The organism is Brevundimonas sp. AVps31, from assembly GCF_058681355.1.
The window spans coordinates 543,859-564,260 of record NZ_CM178736.1; the positions used below are offsets into that span (position 1 = coordinate 543,859).

At 67.8% G+C, this 20,402-nt stretch carries 15 protein-coding genes; 8 read left to right on the forward strand and 7 right to left on the reverse strand.

Translation table 11 applies throughout. The annotated features are described in order from the left end of the window. Positions 1–13 precede the first annotated feature (13 nt). Both ACW174_RS02655 and ACW174_RS02660 read right to left on the reverse strand, forming a co-directional pair. Positions 14–3,589 carry an ABC transporter permease/M1 family aminopeptidase gene (locus tag ACW174_RS02655; RefSeq protein ID WP_492016149.1) on the reverse strand — a complete coding sequence of 1,192 codons (3,576 nt, stop codon included), beginning with the start codon at positions 3,587–3,589 and terminating at the stop codon, positions 14–16. A gap of 11 nt (positions 3,590–3,600) precedes the next feature. Further along, positions 3,601–4,479, reverse strand: a complete 879-nt coding sequence (locus ACW174_RS02660) for an ABC transporter ATP-binding protein (RefSeq protein WP_492016150.1) — start codon at positions 4,477–4,479, stop codon at positions 3,601–3,603. 192 nt (positions 4,480–4,671) lie between these two features. On the opposite strand from ACW174_RS02660, the gene ACW174_RS02665 reads away from it, so the two are divergent. Both ACW174_RS02665 and ACW174_RS02670 read left to right on the forward strand, forming a co-directional pair. Continuing rightward, positions 4,672–6,519 carry a type I secretion system permease/ATPase gene (locus tag ACW174_RS02665; protein WP_492016151.1) on the forward strand — a complete coding sequence of 616 codons (1,848 nt, stop codon included), beginning with the start codon at positions 4,672–4,674 and terminating at the stop codon, positions 6,517–6,519. Next, positions 6,516–7,916: an HlyD family type I secretion periplasmic adaptor subunit gene (locus ACW174_RS02670; protein ID WP_492016152.1), complete on the forward strand. Its 1,401-nt coding sequence runs from the start codon at positions 6,516–6,518 to the stop codon at positions 7,914–7,916. The genes ACW174_RS02665 and ACW174_RS02670 overlap by 4 nt, the downstream gene beginning before the upstream one ends. 68 nt (positions 7,917–7,984) lie before the next feature. On the opposite strand, the gene ACW174_RS02675 is transcribed toward ACW174_RS02670, so the two are convergent. Then, positions 7,985–10,087, reverse strand: a complete 2,103-nt coding sequence (locus ACW174_RS02675) for a malate synthase G (protein ID WP_492016153.1) — start codon at positions 10,085–10,087, stop codon at positions 7,985–7,987. Between the two features lie 315 nt (positions 10,088–10,402). Here ACW174_RS02675 and ACW174_RS02680 point away from each other — a divergent pair, with 315 nt between their 5' ends. Next, positions 10,403–11,035, forward strand: coding sequence for a DUF1345 domain-containing protein (locus ACW174_RS02680; protein ID WP_492016154.1), 633 nt, complete (start codon positions 10,403–10,405; stop codon positions 11,033–11,035). A 321-nt stretch (positions 11,036–11,356) separates the two neighbouring features. Continuing rightward, positions 11,357–12,838: a DEAD/DEAH box helicase gene (locus ACW174_RS02685; RefSeq protein WP_492017231.1), complete on the forward strand. Its 1,482-nt coding sequence runs from the start codon at positions 11,357–11,359 to the stop codon at positions 12,836–12,838. A gap of 73 nt (positions 12,839–12,911) precedes the next feature. Here the strand turns inward: ACW174_RS02685 and ACW174_RS02690 are convergent, their stop codons facing one another. Both ACW174_RS02690 and ctrA read right to left on the reverse strand, forming a co-directional pair. Then, entirely contained in the window at positions 12,912–14,207 is a 1,296-nt protein-coding gene (locus ACW174_RS02690) for an OmpP1/FadL family transporter (RefSeq protein ID WP_492016155.1), read from the reverse strand. A gap of 236 nt (positions 14,208–14,443) precedes the next feature. Further along, positions 14,444–15,151 carry a response regulator transcription factor CtrA gene (ctrA, locus tag ACW174_RS02695; RefSeq protein WP_492016156.1) on the reverse strand — a complete coding sequence of 236 codons (708 nt, stop codon included), beginning with the start codon at positions 15,149–15,151 and terminating at the stop codon, positions 14,444–14,446. Positions 15,152–15,442: 291 nt separating this feature from the next. Here ctrA and ACW174_RS02700 point away from each other — a divergent pair, with 291 nt between their 5' ends. The 3 genes from ACW174_RS02700 (at position 15,443) to ACW174_RS02710 (ending at position 17,205) form a co-directional block, all read left to right on the forward strand. Next, positions 15,443–15,799 carry a helix-turn-helix domain-containing protein gene (locus tag ACW174_RS02700; RefSeq protein WP_492016157.1) on the forward strand — a complete coding sequence of 119 codons (357 nt, stop codon included), beginning with the start codon at positions 15,443–15,445 and terminating at the stop codon, positions 15,797–15,799. Beyond that, positions 15,796–16,515: a DUF6456 domain-containing protein gene (locus tag ACW174_RS02705; RefSeq protein ID WP_492016158.1), complete on the forward strand. Its 720-nt coding sequence runs from the start codon at positions 15,796–15,798 to the stop codon at positions 16,513–16,515. The genes ACW174_RS02700 and ACW174_RS02705 overlap by 4 nt, the downstream gene beginning before the upstream one ends. Before the next feature lie 150 nt (positions 16,516–16,665). Further along, a complete protein-coding gene (locus tag ACW174_RS02710; protein WP_492016159.1) occupies positions 16,666–17,205 on the forward strand; it encodes a hypothetical protein in 540 nt (179 codons plus the stop codon). On the opposite strand, the gene ACW174_RS02715 is transcribed toward ACW174_RS02710, so the two are convergent. Beyond that, a complete protein-coding gene (locus tag ACW174_RS02715) occupies positions 17,199–17,618 on the reverse strand; it encodes a SufE family protein (protein ID WP_492016160.1) in 420 nt (139 codons plus the stop codon). The genes ACW174_RS02710 and ACW174_RS02715 overlap by 7 nt on opposite strands. A gap of 180 nt (positions 17,619–17,798) precedes the next feature. On the opposite strand from ACW174_RS02715, the gene ACW174_RS02720 reads away from it, so the two are divergent. Further along, positions 17,799–19,490 carry a sensor histidine kinase gene (locus tag ACW174_RS02720; RefSeq protein ID WP_492016161.1) on the forward strand — a complete coding sequence of 564 codons (1,692 nt, stop codon included), beginning with the start codon at positions 17,799–17,801 and terminating at the stop codon, positions 19,488–19,490. On the opposite strand, the gene ACW174_RS02725 is transcribed toward ACW174_RS02720, so the two are convergent. Further along, entirely contained in the window at positions 19,487–20,359 is an 873-nt protein-coding gene (locus ACW174_RS02725) for a hypothetical protein (RefSeq protein ID WP_492016162.1), read from the reverse strand. The genes ACW174_RS02720 and ACW174_RS02725 overlap by 4 nt on opposite strands. Positions 20,360–20,402: the final 43 nt, after the last annotated feature.

A 20,402-nucleotide genomic window follows, 5' to 3' on the forward strand; every position in this document is an offset into this window, starting at 1 on the left:
AGGCGGCGAGCCGTCAGCCCACCGCCTTCACATTGTCGTCCGAGTTGCGGTCGATCCATTTGTTGTAGGGATCGGCGCCCGCGAACAGGGGCTTGCGGGCGGTGACGAAGCGCAGGATCTGAACGCCGGTCCGGATCTGGCGGCGTTCCAGCAGCAGGACGTCGGTCTGGCTGAAGGCGCCCTTGCCCGGCTCGGCCAGGAACAGGCCGACATCCATCGACTCGTTCAGCGGCGCGGCCGTCTCCTTGCCCTGCCCGTCCGCATACAGCTTGCGGGCATCGACGGTGACGGCGACATCCCAGCGACCGTCAGCCCGGCGCGTGGCCGTCACCCCGGTCGTCTTGATGTCGTACAGGGTGATCTTCTCCAGCAGGTCCGTGATCAGCGCCTGCTTGTCCGCCGGAGCCTCGGCGCGCAGGGCGGCGATCAGGTCCAGAGAGCGCGGATAGGGCGCGCCCTTGAAGGCGTACTGCGCCAGCACCCGGCGCAGGGCCCGGTTGACTGTGTCCTCGCCCAGCTGGTCGCGCAGCAGGTACATGACCAGCGCACCCTTGCGGTAGTGGATGTACTGCTGGTTCTCGACCCGCAACAACGGCAGCTCCTCAAGCCGTTCCGTCCCGCGCGAACGCAGGTAGCGGTCCAGCTCAAACTTGAGGAAGCGGCGGATCTGGTCCTTGCCGTACATCTTCTCCATGACCATCAGCGCCGAGTATTGCGCCAGGGTTTCGGACAGAAGGGTCATGCCCTGCTGGTCGGAGCCGACGATCTGGTGCGCCCACCATTGGTGCGCGAACTCGTGGGCCGCGACATAGGTGACGTAGTCGATCTTGGTCGGGTCATGCAGGTCGGCGATGAACCCTAGGCCTTCGGACCAGGCGAAGGTGTTGGGATAGGACTGGGCGAAGGACGCGTAGTCCGGGAACTCCACGATCCGGGCCTGCCGGAACTGATAGGGGCTGAAGTTGGCCTGGTAGTAGTCCAGCGAGTTGGACAGGGCCTCCAGCATCCGCGGCACGTTGCGCGTGTGGGCCGGGTCATGGAAGACGACCATCTCCACGCCGTTATGCACCCGGCGGCTTTGCGCATAGCGGGCCGACTGGACCGAGAAGAAGTTCAGCACAGGAGACTCGGTGACGAAGCGCGCGGTGCGGCGGCCGTTGACGACCGTGTCCGACCGCTTGTCGCCCGGCGCGACGACCGTCTGGTCGGCGTCGGTCGTGACGGTGATGTCCGCGGTGACCCAGTCGGCGCCGATATAGTTGCGGCCCCGTGCGCCTTCTTCCTCGACCTTGGCCGGGCGAAGTTCGGCGGGCAGGCCCAGCTTGCGGCGCTTGCTACGGTCGGTCAACAGTCCGTCGCGGCCCATGCCGACCATCGGCGCGAACTCGAAATTGTTCACGAAGGTGCCGTTGTCGACCAGCCGGGTGGTGTTGCCGCTGTTCATGAAACCCCGCTGCTGGAGCACGGATTCGAAGCGGATCGCACGGCGCTCGCCGGGCTGCATGGGTGTGGTGAAGCGGTAGATGCGATAGCTGAACTCGGGCCAGTCGCGGGCCACCGTCGCGCCCTGGACGACCAGCCGCTCCATGTCGAGCGTATCGTTCCAGCGAAGGTGGACCTCGCGCAGGGGCGCGTTGGTCCGGTTCTCCAGCAGATAGGCGCCGCTGGTCCGCAGGCTGGGCGCGTGGGGGTGCAGGTCCATGACCAGACGCACGTCGGTGACGACCGGCTGGGGAACCTCCTCGTAGCGCAGCAGGGTCTTCTCGGCGTCGGCCTGCAGCCGCTCGATCTGCTTCTGGGTGCGGTACTCGTTCCAGACATTGGTGTTGATGTAGATGAACACGCCCAGACCGATGAAGGCCGCCAGGGCGACACCGCCGATCACGCCGGCCGGGCCGAACAGGCGACGCGGGAAACGCTTCAGACGCGGCCACAGCCGGGTCTCCGTCCCCCGCCGCCAGAGGCCGTAGGCGATGACCGCCAGCATGACGGCGAAGGCGGTCCAATAGGCGTCAAGCCAGCCGTTGAACCCTGCGAAATCCCCTCGCCCGTTCATGTCGGACAAAGGCACGCTGATGCCGCGACCGTAGGCGTACAGCACGTGATCAAAGCCCAGGTTCGACAGCACGATCGTGGAGATCATGTAGACGACCATGATGGCCCAGCCGACGAATTTGTTGGGCGACAAGGCCTGGACAAAGATCGCCAGCACGGCCAGCAGGCTGAAGCTGACGGCCTGCGGGATGACGTACCAGACGAGATATTTGCCGAGCTCGAAATCGGTGTAGCCCTTGATCGTCTGCACCACGATGCCGGCCACCACCCCGATCAAGGCCGTGGACAGCAGGACCAGCGCCAGCGCCAGCACCTTGGGAACCAGGAAGGTCCAGTCGGGGGTCGAGGTCGCGTCGATGATCTCATGGAATTTGCGGTCGCGATCCCGCCAGACCAGTTCGCCGGAATAGTAGATGGCGATGACGATGGAGATCAGGCCGAAGGCGCCCTGCAGCCCCGTGATGGCCACCCGCGTCACCAGCAAGAGCGGCGCGCCGTAAATCTCGCCCATGAAGAACAGGGTCGCCATGGCGAAGGCGAAGCCCAGCAGGATCAGGACGACATAGGCCGGGCTTTTGAAAACGGCGGAGACCTCAAAGACCGTGCGCGACACCAGCCGCGCCCAGCCGCTGGCGAAGCCATGGCTCGCCGTCGGCAGGTCGCCCAGCGGCGCGGACCCGGGGGTTTCAGCCTCGGCCAGCGCCCGCAGACGCTCCTGCTTGCGCGGCTTGGCGCCCTTGGTCGCCGGGCTGTAAAGCAGATAGGCGCCGGCCAGCAGCAGGGCCCCGACGCCGGTCCAGATCACCCGGTTCCACAGCAGCACGCCTTCCAGCGGCGGGTTCAGCGTGTTCCGCTCGATCGCCGTCCAGTATTTGGTCACCAGCCCGTAGGCGCCGCTTCCGAACGGCTCGGCCCAGGCGAGAGCAGTCTCGAACTCGGGTCTTTGGCCGAGGGCGCCGGTGGTCGCCAGATAGATGATCAGCACCGCGACGACGCCGACATAGGTCGCCATCATCGAGCGGGTGACGGTCGCCAGCGTGAAGAACAGGGCCGAGGTCAGGAAAAGCCCGGTCAGGCCGAACACGCCGTAGGCATAGAGGTAATCCATGATCCGGAACGGCCCGACCGTCTCGACGTCCACCCACGGCATCATCGTGCCGAAGAGGGTGCCGATGGCGATGCTCATGTAGCAAAGCGCCACGGCGCCGAACGCGCCGAAGAAGCGGCCGTACAGATAGGCGCCCTTGGTGATCCGGGTGCTCTGGATCATGGGGCCGAAGCCCGTCTGGGTGTCGCGCGCTACGACGTTCGCCACGATGGCCGTGGTGGCCAACATGAAGAAGACGTTGAAGATGATGTGGGCGATGGCCAGCGCATAGGGGGCGTTGCGATTGACGTTGCCGCCCGATCCCAGCGAGACATTGTCACTGGCGACCGCACCGAAGGCCAGGAGGCCGAAGACGATGGCGATCACCCAGAAGGCGGGCTGCCTGAGTTGGTAGCGGAACTCGAAGCTGGCGATTTTTCCAAACATGATCGTGCGCCTCAGGCCGCGCGACGCGACTGGGCGACGGTCGCCAGATAGACGTCCTCCAATCCACCGGGCGCACCCTCGAAGCCATCTCCCGGATGGTGGTCGGCGAGCACGTGGATCACCGTCCGCCCCGCCAGCAGACGCGTGGAGATAACCTCGTAGCGCTTCTTGAATTCGGCCAGTTCCGCCTTCTCGATCGTGCGCTTCCAGATGCGGCCTTCCAGTGCGTGCTGCAGGTCGGTGGGCACGCCTTCCAGCTGGATCTTGCCGCCGGCCAGCACCGCCATGCGGGGACACAGGTCGGTTACGTCACCCACGATGTGGGTCGACAGGATGACGACGACGTTCTCACCCACCTCGGACAGCAGGTTGAGGAAGCGGTTGCGCTCCTCCGGGTCCAGACCCGCAGTGGGCTCATCGACGATAATCAGTTCGGGGTTGCCGATCAGGGCCTGGGCGATGCCGAAACGCTGACGCATGCCGCCCGAGAAGCCGGCCAGCGCCTTGCCGCGCACGGGCCACAGGTTGACCTGGTTCAGCAGGGCCTCAACCGTCGCCTTGCGCTCCTTGCCGTTGGCGATGCCTTTCAGCACGGCCATGTGGTCCAGCATGTCGTAGGCCGACACGCGCGGGTAGACGCCGAAGTCCTGGGGCAGATAGCCCAGCACGCGGCGCAGTTTTTCCGGCTCGGCGACCACGTCGATGTCGCCGAAGCGGATGGAGCCTGACGTGGGGGTCTGGAGCGTTGCGATCGAGCGCATCAGCGTCGACTTGCCCGCGCCGTTGGGACCCAGCAGGCCGAACATCCCCTTGGGGATCGTCAGACTGACGCCATCCAGTGCGCGGGTCCCGTTGCCATAGATGTGGGTCAGGTTCTCAATCGTCAGCATGGAAGGCCCCCGGCAAGCGTAAGCTGTCACCCTGTCGTCCCGTCGTCTCAACGACAAGTTAAACATGGGTCACAATGCGACTGTGCCGATACGGCCCGGCCCGGCCTTTGCAGAGCCCCGTCAAACGCCACTATGTCTTGAACCGTCCGTGGGTTAGAATGAGCCAGGACAACCGCAGGATCCGACCCGCCCGTGCTTAAAAACCTGCTTCCCAGCAAGCCCGGGACCGAGCCCCTCGCTGAGGCGCTCAAGGCCTGCAAGAGCCATTTCGTATGGGCCGCGATCTTCTCCGCGCTCGTCAACCTGCTCTACCTGACGCCCACCCTGTACATGATGCAGGTGTACGACCGCGTCGTTCCGACCGGCGGCATCCTGACGCTTTGGCTCATCACGGCGGCGGCGGTGTTCGCTCTGGCGTCTCTCGCCGGACTCGACTGGTTGCGCGGTCGGCTGATGCTGCGGGCGGGCCTGCGGCTTGACCGTCTGCTGTCGGGCAAGGTGCTGCAGCGGGTCGTGGATCTTCAGGCGAAAGCGCCCAGCACCCAGGCCCTGCGGGAGTTCGACAATGTGCGCGGCGCCATTGGCGGTCAGGGCATGCTGGCCCTGTTCGACGCTCCGTGGACGCCGATCTACCTGCTGTGCTGCTTCCTGCTGCACCCGGCCATCGGCGTGCTGACGCTGGTCGGCGGCCTGATCCTGTTCACCCTCGCCTGGCTGAACGAGCGCGATACCCGTCCGCGTCTGGCCAAGTCGATCCAGTCCCAGAACCACGCCTATGCCGCTCAGGAAGGCATCGCCGGGCAGGCCGAGGTCGTCCGCGCGCTCGGCATGCGCCAGTCGTCCATCGCCCGTCAGGTCGAGCAACGCCGTCAGGCCACCGCCAATCAGGCCGACGCCCAACTGGCCGGTGGCCGGTATTCCGGCGCCATCAAATTCCTGCGTCTGGTGATGCAGTCCGCGGCTCTGGGCCTGGCCGCCTATCTGGCCGTGAAGGGCGAGATTTCGCCGGGCTCGATCATCGCCTCCTCCGTGCTGCTGAGCCGCGCTGTGGCGCCGGTCGAGCTGCTGGTCGGCGTCTGGCCCAGCCTGGTGCAGGCGACCGCAAGCTGGAAGGTGTTGACCGAGCTGTTCGCCAACACCGCCTCGGTCGAGCGCGAGCGCACCGCACTGCCGAACCCCAAGGGCCGGCTGCAGGTCGAAGGCGTATCGGTGAAGTTCCCCGAGACCGAAAATCCCCAACTGCGGGGCGTCGCCTTCGCACTGCAGCCTGGCCAGACGCTGGGCATCGTCGGCGCCAGCGGCTCGGGCAAGACAACCCTCGCCCGCGTCGTCGCCGGAGCGCTGAAGCCCCAGGCCGGGGCCATCCGGCTGGACGGCGCCGAATACGAAGCCCGCGAGGGCGATGAGCTGGCCCGCTGGATCGGCTATCTGCCGCAGGTCCCCAGTCTGTTCGCCGGGTCGATCAAGGACAATATCTCGCGCTTCTCCACCGCCGTCGGCGTGGATCAGGACGCCGCTGACCGGGGCGCGGTGAAGGCCGCGATGGCCGCGGGCGCGCATGAACTAATCCTGCGCCTGCCCAACGGCTATGACACCGTCCTCGGCCCCTTCGGACAGGGCCTGTCCGCCGGTCAGGCGCAGCGGGTCGCACTGGCCCGGGCGCTCTACAATGACCCCGTGCTGCTGGTGCTGGACGAGCCCAACTCCAACCTCGATCAGGAAGGCGAAGCCGCCCTGATGCAGGCCATCCTGGGCGCCGCCGCCCGCGGAGCCGCCGTGGTCATCATCGCCCACCGTGCAGGCGTGCTGGCCCGCGTCGACCGACTGCTGATGATGCGCGACGGCATGGTCCAGCTGGAAGGCCCGCGCGAGGAGGTGCTCGAGAAGATGCGCGCCACCGGCCCGCGGGGTCCCGCCCAGCCCGGTCCGTCGCAGCCCCAGCCGCAACAGCAGCAACCGGCCCAGAGCGGTCAACCGACCGGCCAACAGGGCCAGACCCGGATCGCCGGTCCCGCCCCCTCCCCGCGACGCACCCAATGACTGACGCCACCGCGCCCCATAATCCGGCCGCCCCGCCGCCGGAGCCCGCCGCCGCGCCGGTCCTCAACCCGCTGGATCCGCCGCCCCCGCCCGCGATCGTGCCGGATACACCGCGGCTGGAGCTGATGGTCGGCGGCGCGATCATCGTCGCCTTCTTCGGCCTCTTCCTCGGCTGGGCCGCCCTGGCGCCGCTGGACGCCGGCGCCTTGGCGATGGGCCAGATCTCGGTGTCGGGAAACCGTCAGGCCGTCCAGCACCGCGAAGGCGGCGTGGTCAGCACCCTGAACGTGTCGGAGGGCGACAGCGTGCGGCAGGGCCAGATCCTGCTGACCCTGTCGAGCGGTGAACTGCGCGCCACGGAACGCGGCGTCTCCGGTCAGGTCTTCGCCCTGCTGGCCCAGCGCGCGCGACTGGTGGCCGAGCGCGACGGTCTCCGCGCCATCCCGTTGCCGAGCGAATTCGCGAACCTGCCCGCCGACGATGCCGTGCTCGCGCAGGAATCGCTCCGCATCCAGCAACTGCAGTTCGGCGCCCGCCGCACCGGCCGATCGACCGAGACCGGCGTGCTGAGCCAACGGATCGCGCAGTTGAACGACCAGATCGAAGGCTACCAGCGCCAGATCGACTCCAACGAGGAGCAACAGCGGCTGATCCAGGAAGAGCTGATCGGCATGCGCGGCCTGGCCGAGAAGGGCTATGCGCCCCAGACCCGCGTCCGCGCCCTGGAACGCACCGCCGCCCAGCTGGACGGCGAACTCGGCTCGCTGCGCGCGCAGATCGCGCGGTCGCGCGAGGCCGTCGGGGAGACCCGGCTGCAAATGGTCGGGGTCAACACCAAGATGGGCGAGGATGTCGCCGACCAGTTGCGCCAGATCGATGTCCAGCTGAACGAACTGCGTCCCCGCATGGGGGAACTGCGGGCCCAGATCGCCCGCACCGAAGTCCGCGCGCCCGCCTCGGGCCAGGTCGTCGGCCTGACCATCTTCACCCAGGGCGGTGTCGTTCAGGCGGGCCAGACCCTGATGGAGATCGTGCCCGGGGATGTGTCCCAGGTCATCGTGATCCAGGTGAAGCCGACCGACATCGACAACCTGCGCATCGGGCTGGAGACCGAGGTGAAATTCCCCGGCCTGCGCGGGGCCAGCATCCCGATCATTCACGGCAACGTCACCAGCATCTCGGCCGACACCTTCACGGTGAAGGAGACCGGCGCGTCCTACTACCGCGCCGAGATCGTCGTCCCCGCCGCCGAGATGGCCAAGCTGGGCCGCAGCGGCGAGGCCCTGCGCCCCGGCGCCCCGGCCGAGGTGGTCATCCTGCTGCGCAAACGCACGGCCCTGACCTATCTGCTGGAACCGCTGACCGATAACCTGTGGCGCTCGGGGAGCGAGCAGTAGCAGGCAGCAGGCTTTGAGATCGGGCAGCGGCGGGCAATCCCAGCTGCCCGCCGCCGGACTCCTCCTGCCTAGCGGGCCTTCTTCTCCGCCCTGAACCGGTGCAGCAGCGGCTCGGTGTAGCCGCTGGGCTGGTCGACGCCTTCGAAGACCAGCGCGCGGGCGGCCTGGAAGGCGAGGCTGGCGTCCGGGTCTGGGGCCATGGGCTCATACAGCGGATCAGCGGCGTTCTGCGCATCCACCCGGGCGGCCATCTTCAGCAGGGCGGCGTCCACCTGTTCCGCCGTGCAGACGCCGTGCAGCAGCCAGTTGGCCATATGCTGGGACGAGATCCGCAGGGTGGCGCGATCCTCCATCAGGCCGACATCATGGATGTCCGGCACCTTGGAACAGCCGACACCCTGATCGATCCAGCGCACGACGTAGCCCAGCAGACCCTGGGCGTTGTTCTCCAGCTCCTGCGTGACGTCATCGGCTGACCAGTTGCGACCGGCGGCCAGCGGCGCGGTCAGCAGGGGCTCGAGGCCCGGAGTCGGGCGAGTGGCGATCTCCGCGCGCAGGGCGAAGACATCGGTCTGGTGATAGTGCAGCGCGTGCAGGGTCGCCGCGGTCGGCGACGGCACCCAGGCGGTATTGGCGCCGGTCTTCGGATGGGCGGCCTTCTGCTCCAGCATGGCCTGCATCTGATCCGGCGCGGCCCACATGCCCTTGCCGATCTGGGCCTTGCCCGACAGACCGCACGCCAGGCCGATGGCGACGTTGCGCGCCTCATAGGCGGTGATCCAGTCGGATGACTTCATCTCCGCCTTGCGGACCACCGGACCGGCCCGCATGGCGGTATGGATCTCGTCGCCGGTGCGGTCGAGGAAGCCGGTGTTGATGAAGACCAGACGGTTCGACACCTGCTTCAGACAGGCGGCGAGGTTGGCCGAGGTCCGGCGTTCCTCGTCCATGACGCCGACCTTCAGGGTCCAGCGCTCAAGGCCGAGGATGTCCTCAACCCGATCAAACAGGGCGTTGGTGAAGGCGACCTCGTCCGGCCCGTGCATCTTGGGTTTGACGATATAGATCGAGCCTTCGCGGCTGTTGCGGAAGGCGCCCTGCCCCTTCAGGTCGTGGGCGCCGATGGCCGAGGTGACCAGCGCGTCCAGCACGCCCTCGAACGCGTCCGTCCCGTCCTCCAGCCGGATCGCGGGCGTGGTCATCAGGTGGCCGACGTTGCGCACGAACAGCAGGGACCGGCCCGGCAGGGTCAGGGTCGAGCCGTCAGGGGCGGTGACGACCCGGTCCGGGTTCAGGGCGCGGGTCAGGGTCTGGCCGCCCTTGGCGAAGGTCTCGACCAGATCGCCCTTCATCAGGCCCAGCCAGTTGCGATACGCGGCGACCTTGTCGGCGGCGTCGACGGCGGCGATGGAATCCTCCAGATCGACGATGGTCGACAGGGCGGCTTCCAGCACCACGTCCGAGATGCCCGAGGGATCGGTCGCGGCGATAGGGTGCGAGGGGTCGAAGACGACCTCGATGTGCAGGCCGTTGTGGCGGAAGAGGCGGCCCTTGTCGGTCTGGCCTGCATACTGGGCGGGGTTCGCCAAGGCGATGCCCCCCGACGGATCGCCGAGGTCGGCCCACGCGCCCTTCGCGAGAGGCACGGCCTCGTCCAGGAAGGCCTTGGCGCGGGCGACCACACGGGCGCCACGGGCGGCGTCATAGGGTCCGGGCGGCGGCAGGTCGCCCAGCGCGTCCGTGCCGTACAGGGCGTCGTAAAGACTGCCCCAGCGCGCGTTGGCGGCGTTGAGCACGAAGCGGGCGTTCAGTGCGGGAACGACCAGTTGCGGGCCGGCCAGGGTCGCGACCTCGGCATCGACATTCGTCGTGGCGATCCGGAACGGCGCGGGCTCCGGAACCAGATAGCCGACGTCAGTCAGGAAGCGGACGGTTTCGCCAGGGTCCTGCGGTTGCCCGGCGCGCGTGGCGTGCCAATCGTCGATCTTCAGCTGGAGTTCGTCGCGGCGATCCAGCAGGGCCCGGTTTTCGACCGCCGCCCAATTCAGCAGGTCGGCGGCGCCGGTCCAGAAGCGATCTGCCTCCAGACCGATCCCCGGAAGGACCTCACCCTCAATGAAATCAGCCAGTTCCTGTGCGACCTGCAGGCCTGCGCGCGGCGTCATCGACATGGGGTTCTCCGGGAGCGAGGCTGTAACATTCCGTGATCACGTAGGGGAAGTCGAGGGGCTTTCGCGGGTGCGGGAGGAATTCGTGCGGCGAAAAAAGCGGGTGCAATGAGTGCAGTTGGCGCAAGGCGATCAGACGCCGGAGACGGTGGAAATGCCGTCTATGCCGTCTATCGGCGGGGCGTAGGGCGTAGGCGGTGGGCAGCAGGCAGCAGGATAGGGGGGGCGATGCGTCAGGATTGGACGTGTCTGACTCAGTCTTCAAACCGGGGGGAAGGGAATGCTTGCGCTCCTCTCCTCAACGCGCACTCTCCGCCCATGACCTGGTTCCGTCTCCACTGGCCCCTCGCCCTGCTGATCCTGATCGCGGCGTCCGGCGTGCTTTGGCCTGTCGCGGGGGGCTGGCCGTCGCGGGTGGCGCTGGCGTGGGACATCGGCGTGGGTCTGTTCCTGATCGAAAGCGCGATCAAGGTGATGCGGACCCGGTCGGCGGACGCGATCCGGCAGCGGGCTTCCGCGCTGGATGAGGCCGGTCCGGCCATCCTGCCGCTGGCCCTGATCGCGGCGGTGGGCAGTGTGGTGGTGGTCGTGGGCGAGGCCGCGACCGGCGGCGGCGGACCGACCGTGCTGGCGCTGGTGACGGTCGCGCTGTCGTGGCTGTTCGTCCACGTCATCTTCGCCTTCCACTACGCCCATGTCTTCTATTCGGCGGGCGACAAGGGCGACCGGGGCGGCCTGCTGTTTCCCGGCGACGATCCCGAGCCCGACTACTGGGACTTCCTGCACTTCTCCCTGATCATCGGCGTCGCCTCGCAGACGGCGGACGTCCAGATCACCGATCGTGGGGTGCGCCGGACCTCGACCGTGCACAGCCTGACGGCCTTCGTCTTCAACACCGTGGTGGTGGCTCTGACGGTCAACATGGCGGTGGGGCTGCTGGGTGCGACCTGAAAGGGCGGATCGAGGTGGATTAGACCGCGCGTCTTGACTTCGCCGCAATAAACGTCCACTTGCCTGCTGCATCGCACCATTTGCGATCTCCGGCGTCTCCAGCGCGTGTGGATCTTCTCCCGAAGATCTGACTGTAGCAGCCGCCGGCTCCTCAAGATTCATTCGCTGCCCGGACACGCGGGGCGGCGCCCGATCCACCCCGAAGGCCCCATCAAGGCGCCCCATCGGGACTGGCGGCGCCAGCCCAACGGCTATCGAGCCATGCTGTGCGTCGCCGCATGCGAAAGAAACCGCTCCGTGAGCAACAATACCTTTGAATCCATGGGCCTGAACCCGGCCCTGCTGCAGGCGCTGACCTCGGAAGGCTACACCACGCCGACCCCGATCCAGCAAAAGGCCATCCCGGACGTCATGGCCGGCAAGGACCTGCTGGGCATCGCCCAGACCGGCACCGGCAAGACCGCCGCCTTCGCCCTGCCGATCCTGCATCGCCTGGCCGCCAACCGCGTCGCCCCCCTGCCCCGCACCACCCGCTGCCTGGTCCTGTCGCCGACACGCGAACTCGCCACCCAGATCGGTGAGAGCTTCAAGTCCTATGGCAAACACCTGGGCTTCCGCGTCGCCGTGATCTTCGGCGGCGTGAAGTACGGCGGGCAGGAACGCTCGCTGAACCAGGGCCTCGACATCCTGGTCGCCGCGCCGGGCCGTCTGCTGGACCATATCCAGCAGAAGAACCTCGATCTGTCCGCGACCGAGATCTTCGTCCTCGATGAAGCCGACCAGATGCTGGACCTGGGCTTCATCAAGCCAATCCGCCAGATCGTCAGCCGTATCCCGGCCAAGCGTCAGAACCTGTTCTTCTCGGCCACCATGCCGTCGGAGATCGGCAAGCTGGCCGGCGAGCTGCTGAAGGACCCGGTCAAGGTCCAGGTGACGCCGCAGGCCACGACGGTCGAGCGCATCAACCAGACGGTCATCCACATCGAACAGGGCCGCAAGCGCGCCCTGCTGACCGAGATGTTCGCCGATCCCGAGTACACGCGCTGCCTGGTCTTCACCAAGACCAAGCACGGCGCCGACAAGGTCGCGGCCTATCTGGAGGCCGGCGGCGTCGAATCCGGCGCCATCCACGGCAACAAGTCCCAGCCCCAGCGTGAGCGGACGCTGGCCGCCTTCAAGGCCGGCAAGCTGCGCGTTCTGGTCGCCACCGACATCGCCGCCCGCGGCATCGACGTGGACGGCGTCTCGCACGTTCTGAACTTCGAACTGCCGCACGTGCCGGAAGCCTATGTCCACCGCATCGGCCGTACGGCCCGCGCGGGCAAGGACGGCTCGGCCATCAGCTTCGTCGCCGGCGACGAGATGAAGCTGCTGAAGGACATCGAGAAGGTCACCCGCCAGAAGATCCCTTCGACCGACCGCCGCAACGACAAGTCGCTGGCCCTGCTGGACCAGTCGATCATGGCGTCGGGCGTGAAGTCCAAGGCGACCATGCCGGATGACGGCCGTGGTGATCGCCAGCAGCAACGCGGTCCGCGCAATCCGCGCCGTGACGGCGTGAAGCTGGAAGGCGGCGGGCAACCGCACCGCGTCCGCAAGCCGGGCCCGGGCCGCGACGCCCGTCCGACCCCGGAACGCGCCTTCGATCCGATGGCCCGCGAGCGGCCGCGCACCACCAACAACGACCCGCGCCACACCAGCGCACCGACGACGGCCTCGGCCAAGCCGGATGGCGAGATCAAGCGCCGCCCGCGTCGCCGGAAGCCGTCGAACGGCGGCAAGGGCTACGCCGTCAAGGCGTAGGTCTGAGGCCTGAACATGGAAACGGCGGGCCCCGCGAGGGACCCGCCGTTTTTCTTGGCCTCAAGCCTGTGGCCTAGAAGGCGTAGCGGATGCCCGCCGAGGCGACGACGCCGCTGCCTTCAGCCGTCCCGCGCAGTTGCGAGGTCGTGGCCGCGGCAGTGCCCGCGTAGAAGGTGCGGTCGCTGGTGATGTCGCTGTCCGAGAAGGCGATGTAGGTCAGGCCCATGTCTACCGTGACCTTGTCCGTCGCCTTGACCGAGGCGCCGGCCGAGACCAGCCAGCGGTCGGCGTCCGGGATCCGGGCGGTGCGTTCGGTGTCACGCGTCGGGGTCGGGTCGTAGCCGACGCCGCCACGAACGGTCAGACGGTCGCTGGCCTCATAATCGAAGCCGACCGAACCCGTGGTCACATCCTTGTAGTCCTGGACGATGACGTCGCCGCCCGTGCCGTAGGCGACGCGGATGGCGTCAAACTCGGACCAGCCGATGCGGTTGACCTGGGCGTTCAGGGTCAGCTTGTCCGTGAGGGCGTAGCGAACCGAAGCCGAGGCGTACCAGGGGGTGTTGAAGCTGGCGGTGCCCGTGGTCGAGACGTTGCCGGCCGCGATGGGACCCAGCAGGCCGCTGATGTTCACGTCGCCATCCAGCTCATGCTCGATCTCCGAACGGTAGCTCAGGCCGATGTCGAGGCGATCAAAATGCGCCTGGGCGCCGACGTTCCAGCCGTAGTCCCAGCCGTCGCCCTCAAGCGAGGACGTGCCGTCCGGAAGCGTCGGGCTGAGGTTCGGCAGGGCCGAGGTCAGCTTGGCCTTCACATACTGGGCGTCGAAGCCGACGCCGACGTCCAGCCAATCCGTGACCTGCATGGCGCCGACCAGGCCGACGTTGGCCGAGCGCAGCTCGGACGTCAGGGCGTCATAGCGGGCGAACGAGTTGTTCGCGTATTTGGTGGTGAAGTTATAGGGGGCCGAAACGCTGAGGCCGACGGCGAAGCGGTCGCCCACCGGCATGGCGACAGCGAAGTTCGGCACGATGCCGCTTTCGATCGGATCGGTGTTGCGATCCTGCCCTTGCACCGGAACCGTCGCGCCGCCCGGATAGACGATGGAGGAGTTCGTGTTGGTGATGGTGGAGTCGATCGCCAGACCGTGGACGCTGAAGGTCACTTCACGGCCGCTGCGGGCGATGGCGGCAGGGTTCCACCACAGCGAACCGGCGCCGCGATCTGCGGTTTCACCGGAATAGGCGCGGCCGGCGGCGCGGGCCGACTGTTCCTGCAGATAGAAAGAGCCGGCGACCGAGGGACCGGCGACGGCAAAGGCCAGCGTGGCGACAGCCACGCCGGTGAACAGCGACTTCGAGGAGCTCATATTTTTACTTTCGGTGGACCCTGTGAGGGACCGCGTTTCCAACTATGCCGGGGAGGCAGAACGGGAATGCGCGCCAAAGCCAATGGCTGCAACGCTCCGGGCGGTTTGTATCCGAAATGTGATCGATGTTCAGTTGGTCGGTGAACGCGGTCTTTCGGACGCGCTCCTCCGGACAGCAGAACGCCCGCCGGAGGACCGGCGGGCGTCTGTCGTTTCTGGTGTTTCTTCCCTGAAGATCAGGCGGCGGCGGACGCCGGCTGCACGCCTTCGGCCGGGTCGCGCAGCACATAGCCGCGGCCCCAGACGGTCTCGATGTAGTGTTTGCCGCCGGCGGCTGTGGCCAGCTTCTTGCGCAGCTTGCAGATGAAGACGTCGATGATCTTCAGCTCGGGCTCGTCCATGCCGCCGTACAGGTGGTTCAGGAACATTTCCTTGGTCAGGGTCGTGCCCTTGCGGAGCGAGAGGAGCTCCAGCATCTGGTATTCCTTGCCCGTCAGGTGAACGCGGTGGCTGTTCACTTCAACGGTCTTGGCGTCCAGGTTCACGGCGATCTCGCCGGTGTGGATGATGGCCTGGGCGTGCCCCTTCGAACGACGGACCACGGCGTGGGTCCGCGCGATCAGTTCGTCCTTGTGGAAGGGCTTGGTCATGTAGTCGTCGGCGCCGCCGCCGAAGGTCTTCACCTTGGTCTCGATTTCCGAGGTGCCCGACAGGATCATCACCGGCGTGTTGACCTTGCCGACGCGCAGTTGGCGCAGCACTTCCAGACCGTTCATGTCCGGGAGGTTCAGGTCGAGCAGGATCAGATCGTAGTCGTAGATCTTGCCGAGATCGATGCCTTCCTCGCCGAGGTCCGTCGTGTAGACGTTGAAACCTTCGGACTTCAGCATGAGCTCGATGCTCTGCGCGGTCGCGTGATCATCTTCGATTAGCAGGACGCGCATTATTGCCCCTCCAGGCAGAGCTTGGCAGTAGAAGTTTAGATCCCGCTTCCGGGTAACCTTGTTCGAACGTTAACCCCTCAAAACCTTAAGAAGGGTTAACGCGATTGGTTAACGGCGAATCTAGGCTGATTTGCGAATCGCCGTCGAGAGTCCCGAGTCAAGCGAGCCGTCTTTTTTCACATTCCGTCGATAGCCGCCGACCCGTACGTCCAATCTCGACGCATCACAGGAATATGGTCCTACACATCAGGACGGCGTCCAGACCGGCCTTTGTGATGATGGAGATGGGACATGGAGGACCTTTATCGCGCCCCCGTATCGGGCGGGGACCGGTTGAAGGCGGGGTTGGCGCTGCAGATGGTGGCCGCCGCCACCGGGGTGCCGGTCGAGCAGATCAGTGGCCATGCCCGGCGCAGCGGGCAGGCCTGCCGCGCGCGCTGGCTGGCGATGTATCTGACGCATGTGGCGCTGGGCTGGCCGATTGAGCGGGTCGGTCACGCCTTCGGCATGAACCGGGCGACGGCGACGCAGGCCTGTCGTTGGGCCGAGGGCGAGCGCGACCGGCCTTGGCTGGATGACCTGATGAACCGGCTGGAACGCGGAATCCGCGATCTGCTGGACGCCCCGCGCTGCGAGTTGCCGTCGTGACCGGCGGCTTCGGACTGGAGCGGGCGCGACGGCTGCTGGCCCTGCCGGGGGCCTGGCTGGAGGCCTTGCCGGGAGAGAGGTACGGCCTGCGCGCCGGTCCTGACCGGCGGGCGCGGATCATGCAGACGCTGGACGAGGCCGACTTTTCCGCCCTGACGGTGGAACCGGGCCTGCGCATCCGTCCGCGCGGCGGCTGGGCGGCCCGTTCAGGAACGCCCCCTTTCCCGCCCCCAACCCCTCCGGGTCGCCCCGGCGTGATCGATGGCGGGCGCACCCTGATGAAGGCGAACGGCGAGGCGGTAGAGCGTCGGGCCAATCTGGCGACCTCGCCCGTGGCCTGGCTGGCAGGCCGGACCAACGCCGACGGACAGCCGTGGTTGAGCCGCGCCGAGATCGCGGGGGCGGAACAGTTGACGCGGGACGCCGAGCAGGCGTTGCGCGGTCAGAACGTGACGATGCGCTGGGACGCCCTGCCCCGCACCGGGTCTGGCGGTGGACAGCGCCGCGAACCGGGCGACCTGGCGATGGCGGCGGCCTTGCGGGTGGAGCGGGCGCTGGCGGCCTGCGGTCCCGCGCGAGAGATGGTGCAGGCGATCTGCCTGAACGCCACACCGCTGCAGTTGGCCGAGCAGGGCCTTGGCCTTCGGCGGCGGACCGGCAAGACGCTCCTCAAGCACGGCCTGACCCTGTTGGCGCGCCACTACCGGTTGATGTGATCGACGGGTGACACAAGGACGATGTTACAGTCTCGTAACTTTCGCCCGCTGAACAACGGTCATAGGGTGACGACGCGGCGCGCTCCGAGAGGAGCGCGTCCTTGTTTTTTCCAGGCCCCGGTTCCCCGGCGCCCGGCTTCGAGGACTGGCGTGAAAGCATTTGTGGCATCCGGCCTCGTGATGGGGCTGATCATCGGCGCGGCTTCGGCTCCGGCCGCCCCCGCCACGGCGGAAGAAAACCTGACCGGTCGCGTCGTGGCCGACATCTGTCTGCCCTACGCCAGCCGCGCGCTGAGCTTTGAGAAGGCCATCCGCGCCGCACGCGACCTGAAGTTCCGGCGCCCCTATGGGGAGCGCGACATGCCGCTGGAAGAATATGCGTCGGAAGTGAACCTGATCTCGAATGACGGCTCGTGGCGCATTCGGCTCGAGGAAGGGACCAACGAGGACGACGCGCGCTCGCCCTATTATCTGTCCTGCGCCCTGTCCTCGACCCGCGCCAGCGCCAACGAACTGGCCGATCTGGGTCGCCGCGCCTTCCGCGACGACCGCTACTGGACGACGGAGGAGGCGACGCCCCGCCTGTGGCTGCGCCGGGAACGTCACCCCGAAGAGCGCCGCCTCGACGCCCGCGTCGTCGAACAGGCCGGCGAACGCCCGGCCCTGACCATCCGCGGCCAGTACTACTGAGCCGCGGCGGCCGCGTCCCTGATGCGGCCGACCATGCTGTTCAGGCCATTGGCGCGCTGACGTGTCAGCGCCGAGGGCAGGCCCAGCCTGTCCAGCGCGGCGCGCGCGTCGAAGCCGAGAATTTCGGCGGGCGTGCGGTTGGAATAGAGCCGTAGCAGCAGGGCGATATTGCCCTTGCTGATGGCGCTGTCGCTGTCAGCGAGGAAGCTGAGCCGATCCCCCTCATGGCGGACCGCCAGCCAGACCTGCGCGGCGCACCCCGGCACCTTGTTCGCCTCCAGCCGATCCGCGTCCGGCAGGGGTTCCAGATCCTTGCCCAGGTCGATGACGTATTCGATCCGCCCCTCCCAGTCGCCGAGGAGGTCGAACTCCTCGATCAGTTCAGCGAGGACGGCGTCAATGGGCGGAGGCATGGTCATCGGGGGCAGATAGGCCGATGGCGCGTTAACGACAACCGCCCGAACCATCCCCCGAAAACGTCCCGCGCGCCTTTCAAGCAGTCGCCTGTGGGGGGTGCGGGCTTTGGACGACTCAAGCGGGCGGCTAGTCTGCTGACCGGTATTGTCGCCATTTCTCCCCCTTTTATCCGCCCCTTGAACGCCAGCCCCGGAACAGACCCGATCGAAAGCGCCGCCCGCGTCGGAGCCGGTGATCGCGCCGCGCTGGCCGCATGGCACGCGGGCTGGGCCCTGGCCGCCGCCTTGCTGGCCTTCGGCGCCCGCTGGATCGGCGGGGTCGACGGGCCGGTTTTCTACAGCGTGCTGGCGATGATCGTGCCGGGGCTGATCGGCTTGAACCTACTGAAGCACGACACCGTGCGCGACCGGATGATCCTGCTGGGCGTCTGGGGCATGGCGGCCCTGACGACGGCGGCGCTGTCGGGCGGTCTGACGGGCCCGCTGGCCGGGTTCGTCTTCCTGCCGTTGGCGGCCGGCATCGCTCTCGGCGGGCCGCGTCTGGTCCAGACTGGCGCTCTGGGCGTCGGCGTCTCGGCCATAGGCGGGCTGGCGACCAGCTGGATGCTGGGCGGCCCTGGTCCGCACCTGCCCGCGCTGGCCGCCCTGTCAGCGGTGCTGACGGCGGCGGCGGCGGCGCTGGCCGTGCGACTGTCATGGCGTCAGCGCGAGGACCGCATGGCCGCGGCCGAGGCCGAGGTGCGACGGGTGGAAGCCCTGATGGCGGCCCAGCCGGGCCTGACCCTGATCCTTGAACCCTCCGGCCGCGTGGTCGCCGCTTACGGGGCGCCGCCCGCCTCCCTTCCCGTCGATCCGCTGTTCGAGCAAGGACTGGTGGCCGCCATCCATGCCCCCGACCGTCCCCGCCTGCTGGCCGCCATGGCGCGCGCCCTGGCGGGTCATGAGGGCGCCGCCACCCTGGCCCCGCGTCTGGCGCTGGACCGCCGGGTGCAACTGGTCCTGCGTCGTCTCGATGATCCGACCGGCCCGCGTCTGATCGCCCAGGCCTTCGACGCGACCGCCCAGTATGCGCGCGAACTGGGTCTGGAGGTCGCCCGCAACGAGGCCGAGGCGCGCGAGCAGGGCAAGACCCGCTTTCTCGCCAACATGAGCCACGAACTGCGCACGCCGCTGAACGCCGTGCTGGGCTTTTCGGACATCATGCGCCAGCGCCTGTTCGGCCCGATCCCGGATCGCTACGCCCAGTACGCCGACAACATCCACCAGGCCGGCGGACACCTGCTGGACCTGATCAACGATCTGCTGGACGTCTCCAAGATCGAGGCGGAGCGCTACACCCTGTCCGTCGAGAAGTTCGACGCGCGCGAAGTGGTGTCGGATGCGATGGCGCTGGTCCGCGTCAGCGCCGAGGACAAGGGCGTCACCCTGTCAGGCATGTTGCCGCCCGACGCCGTCGACGTCTCCGCCGACCGGCGCGCCCTGAAGCAGATCGCGCTGAACCTGCTGTCCAATGCCGTGAAATTCACGCCCGACGGCGGGTTCGTGACCGTCACCGTCGAGGCCGTCGGCCCTTATCTGGAGATCGTCGTCGCCGACACCGGCGTCGGCATCGCCCCGGAAGACGTCAAGCGTCTGGGCCGCCCGTTCGAACAGGCGGGCGCGCCCGAGCAACGGCGTCAGGGCACGGGTCTGGGTCTGTCGCTGGTCCGCGCCTTCACCGAATTGCACGGTGGTCGCATGAGCATCGAGAGCACGCTGGGCGAAGGCACGGCGGTGACGGTGCGCATGCCCGTCGCCCTGGTGGCTCGAGCCCCCGCTCCCGAGGGCGGGGCGGAGATCATCCAGATGCCGGTGGCGAACGGGGGCTAGAGGCTGCCCATCGCCATGAAGGCGCGGCCGGCGGCGAAGTCGCCCGCCTCGAACGGCACGGTGGCGACGCTGCCGTCCCGGAAGTGGAATTCCAGCGCGAAAGCCTCACGGGGGTCCAGTTGCTCCAACGCCTCGGCGGCGAAGGGGGCGAAGGCCCAGGCCTCGCCCGCGCGCTTGCCCGTCGGCAGCAGGGTCGGATCGGCGGCGGTGACGCCCGACGACCACAGGCTGGCCTGGGCGGAGGCGGGGATCAGATTGTTCCCGGCCAGCCACGGACGCGGCGCCTTCTCCGGATCGCGGAAGACCAGACGGGCCGAGGTCGGACGCGGACGGCCGTACCAGCTGACCACGGCGGTCAGGCGAGCGGTCTCGCCCTGCCCGGCGTAGCCGAACGTCACCGGCGAGGCGCCGACGACCGAGGCCTGCTGCAGACGCCAGGTCGGGCGGTCGTAGCCCATGCGGTTGGCGACCCAGTCCAGACGATCGCCGGGGAAGGTCATGCGCGGCGTGCGTGACCAGCCTTGGAAGGCGCCGTCGACACGGCCCTTCACCACCGCCAGCTGCGGATCCCGACACGACACGGCGCCGGCGCGGGCTTTGGCGCGCCAGGCGACGTCGGTCAGATCGGCGGCGGCCACGCCCGAACGCAGCGCCGCGCCGCGCGCCTGCGCCGTGGCGGCGGTCAGGGCGCGCTCGATGTGCGGCTGGAACAGGTCGCAGCGAGCGTCGGCGGCGACGACGAAGGCGCGCTCATAATAGGTGTCGGCCGGGCCCGCGAACGCCGCGCCGGGCGCGAACAGGGTCGCGACGGCCAGCAGGGCCGCCAGGCTGCGCGATTGGGTTTTCAGGGCGTTCTGCCGTATCGTCATGCCCCGCACCCTACGCATGGAGCGTTCAGGTCCGGTGTCCGAG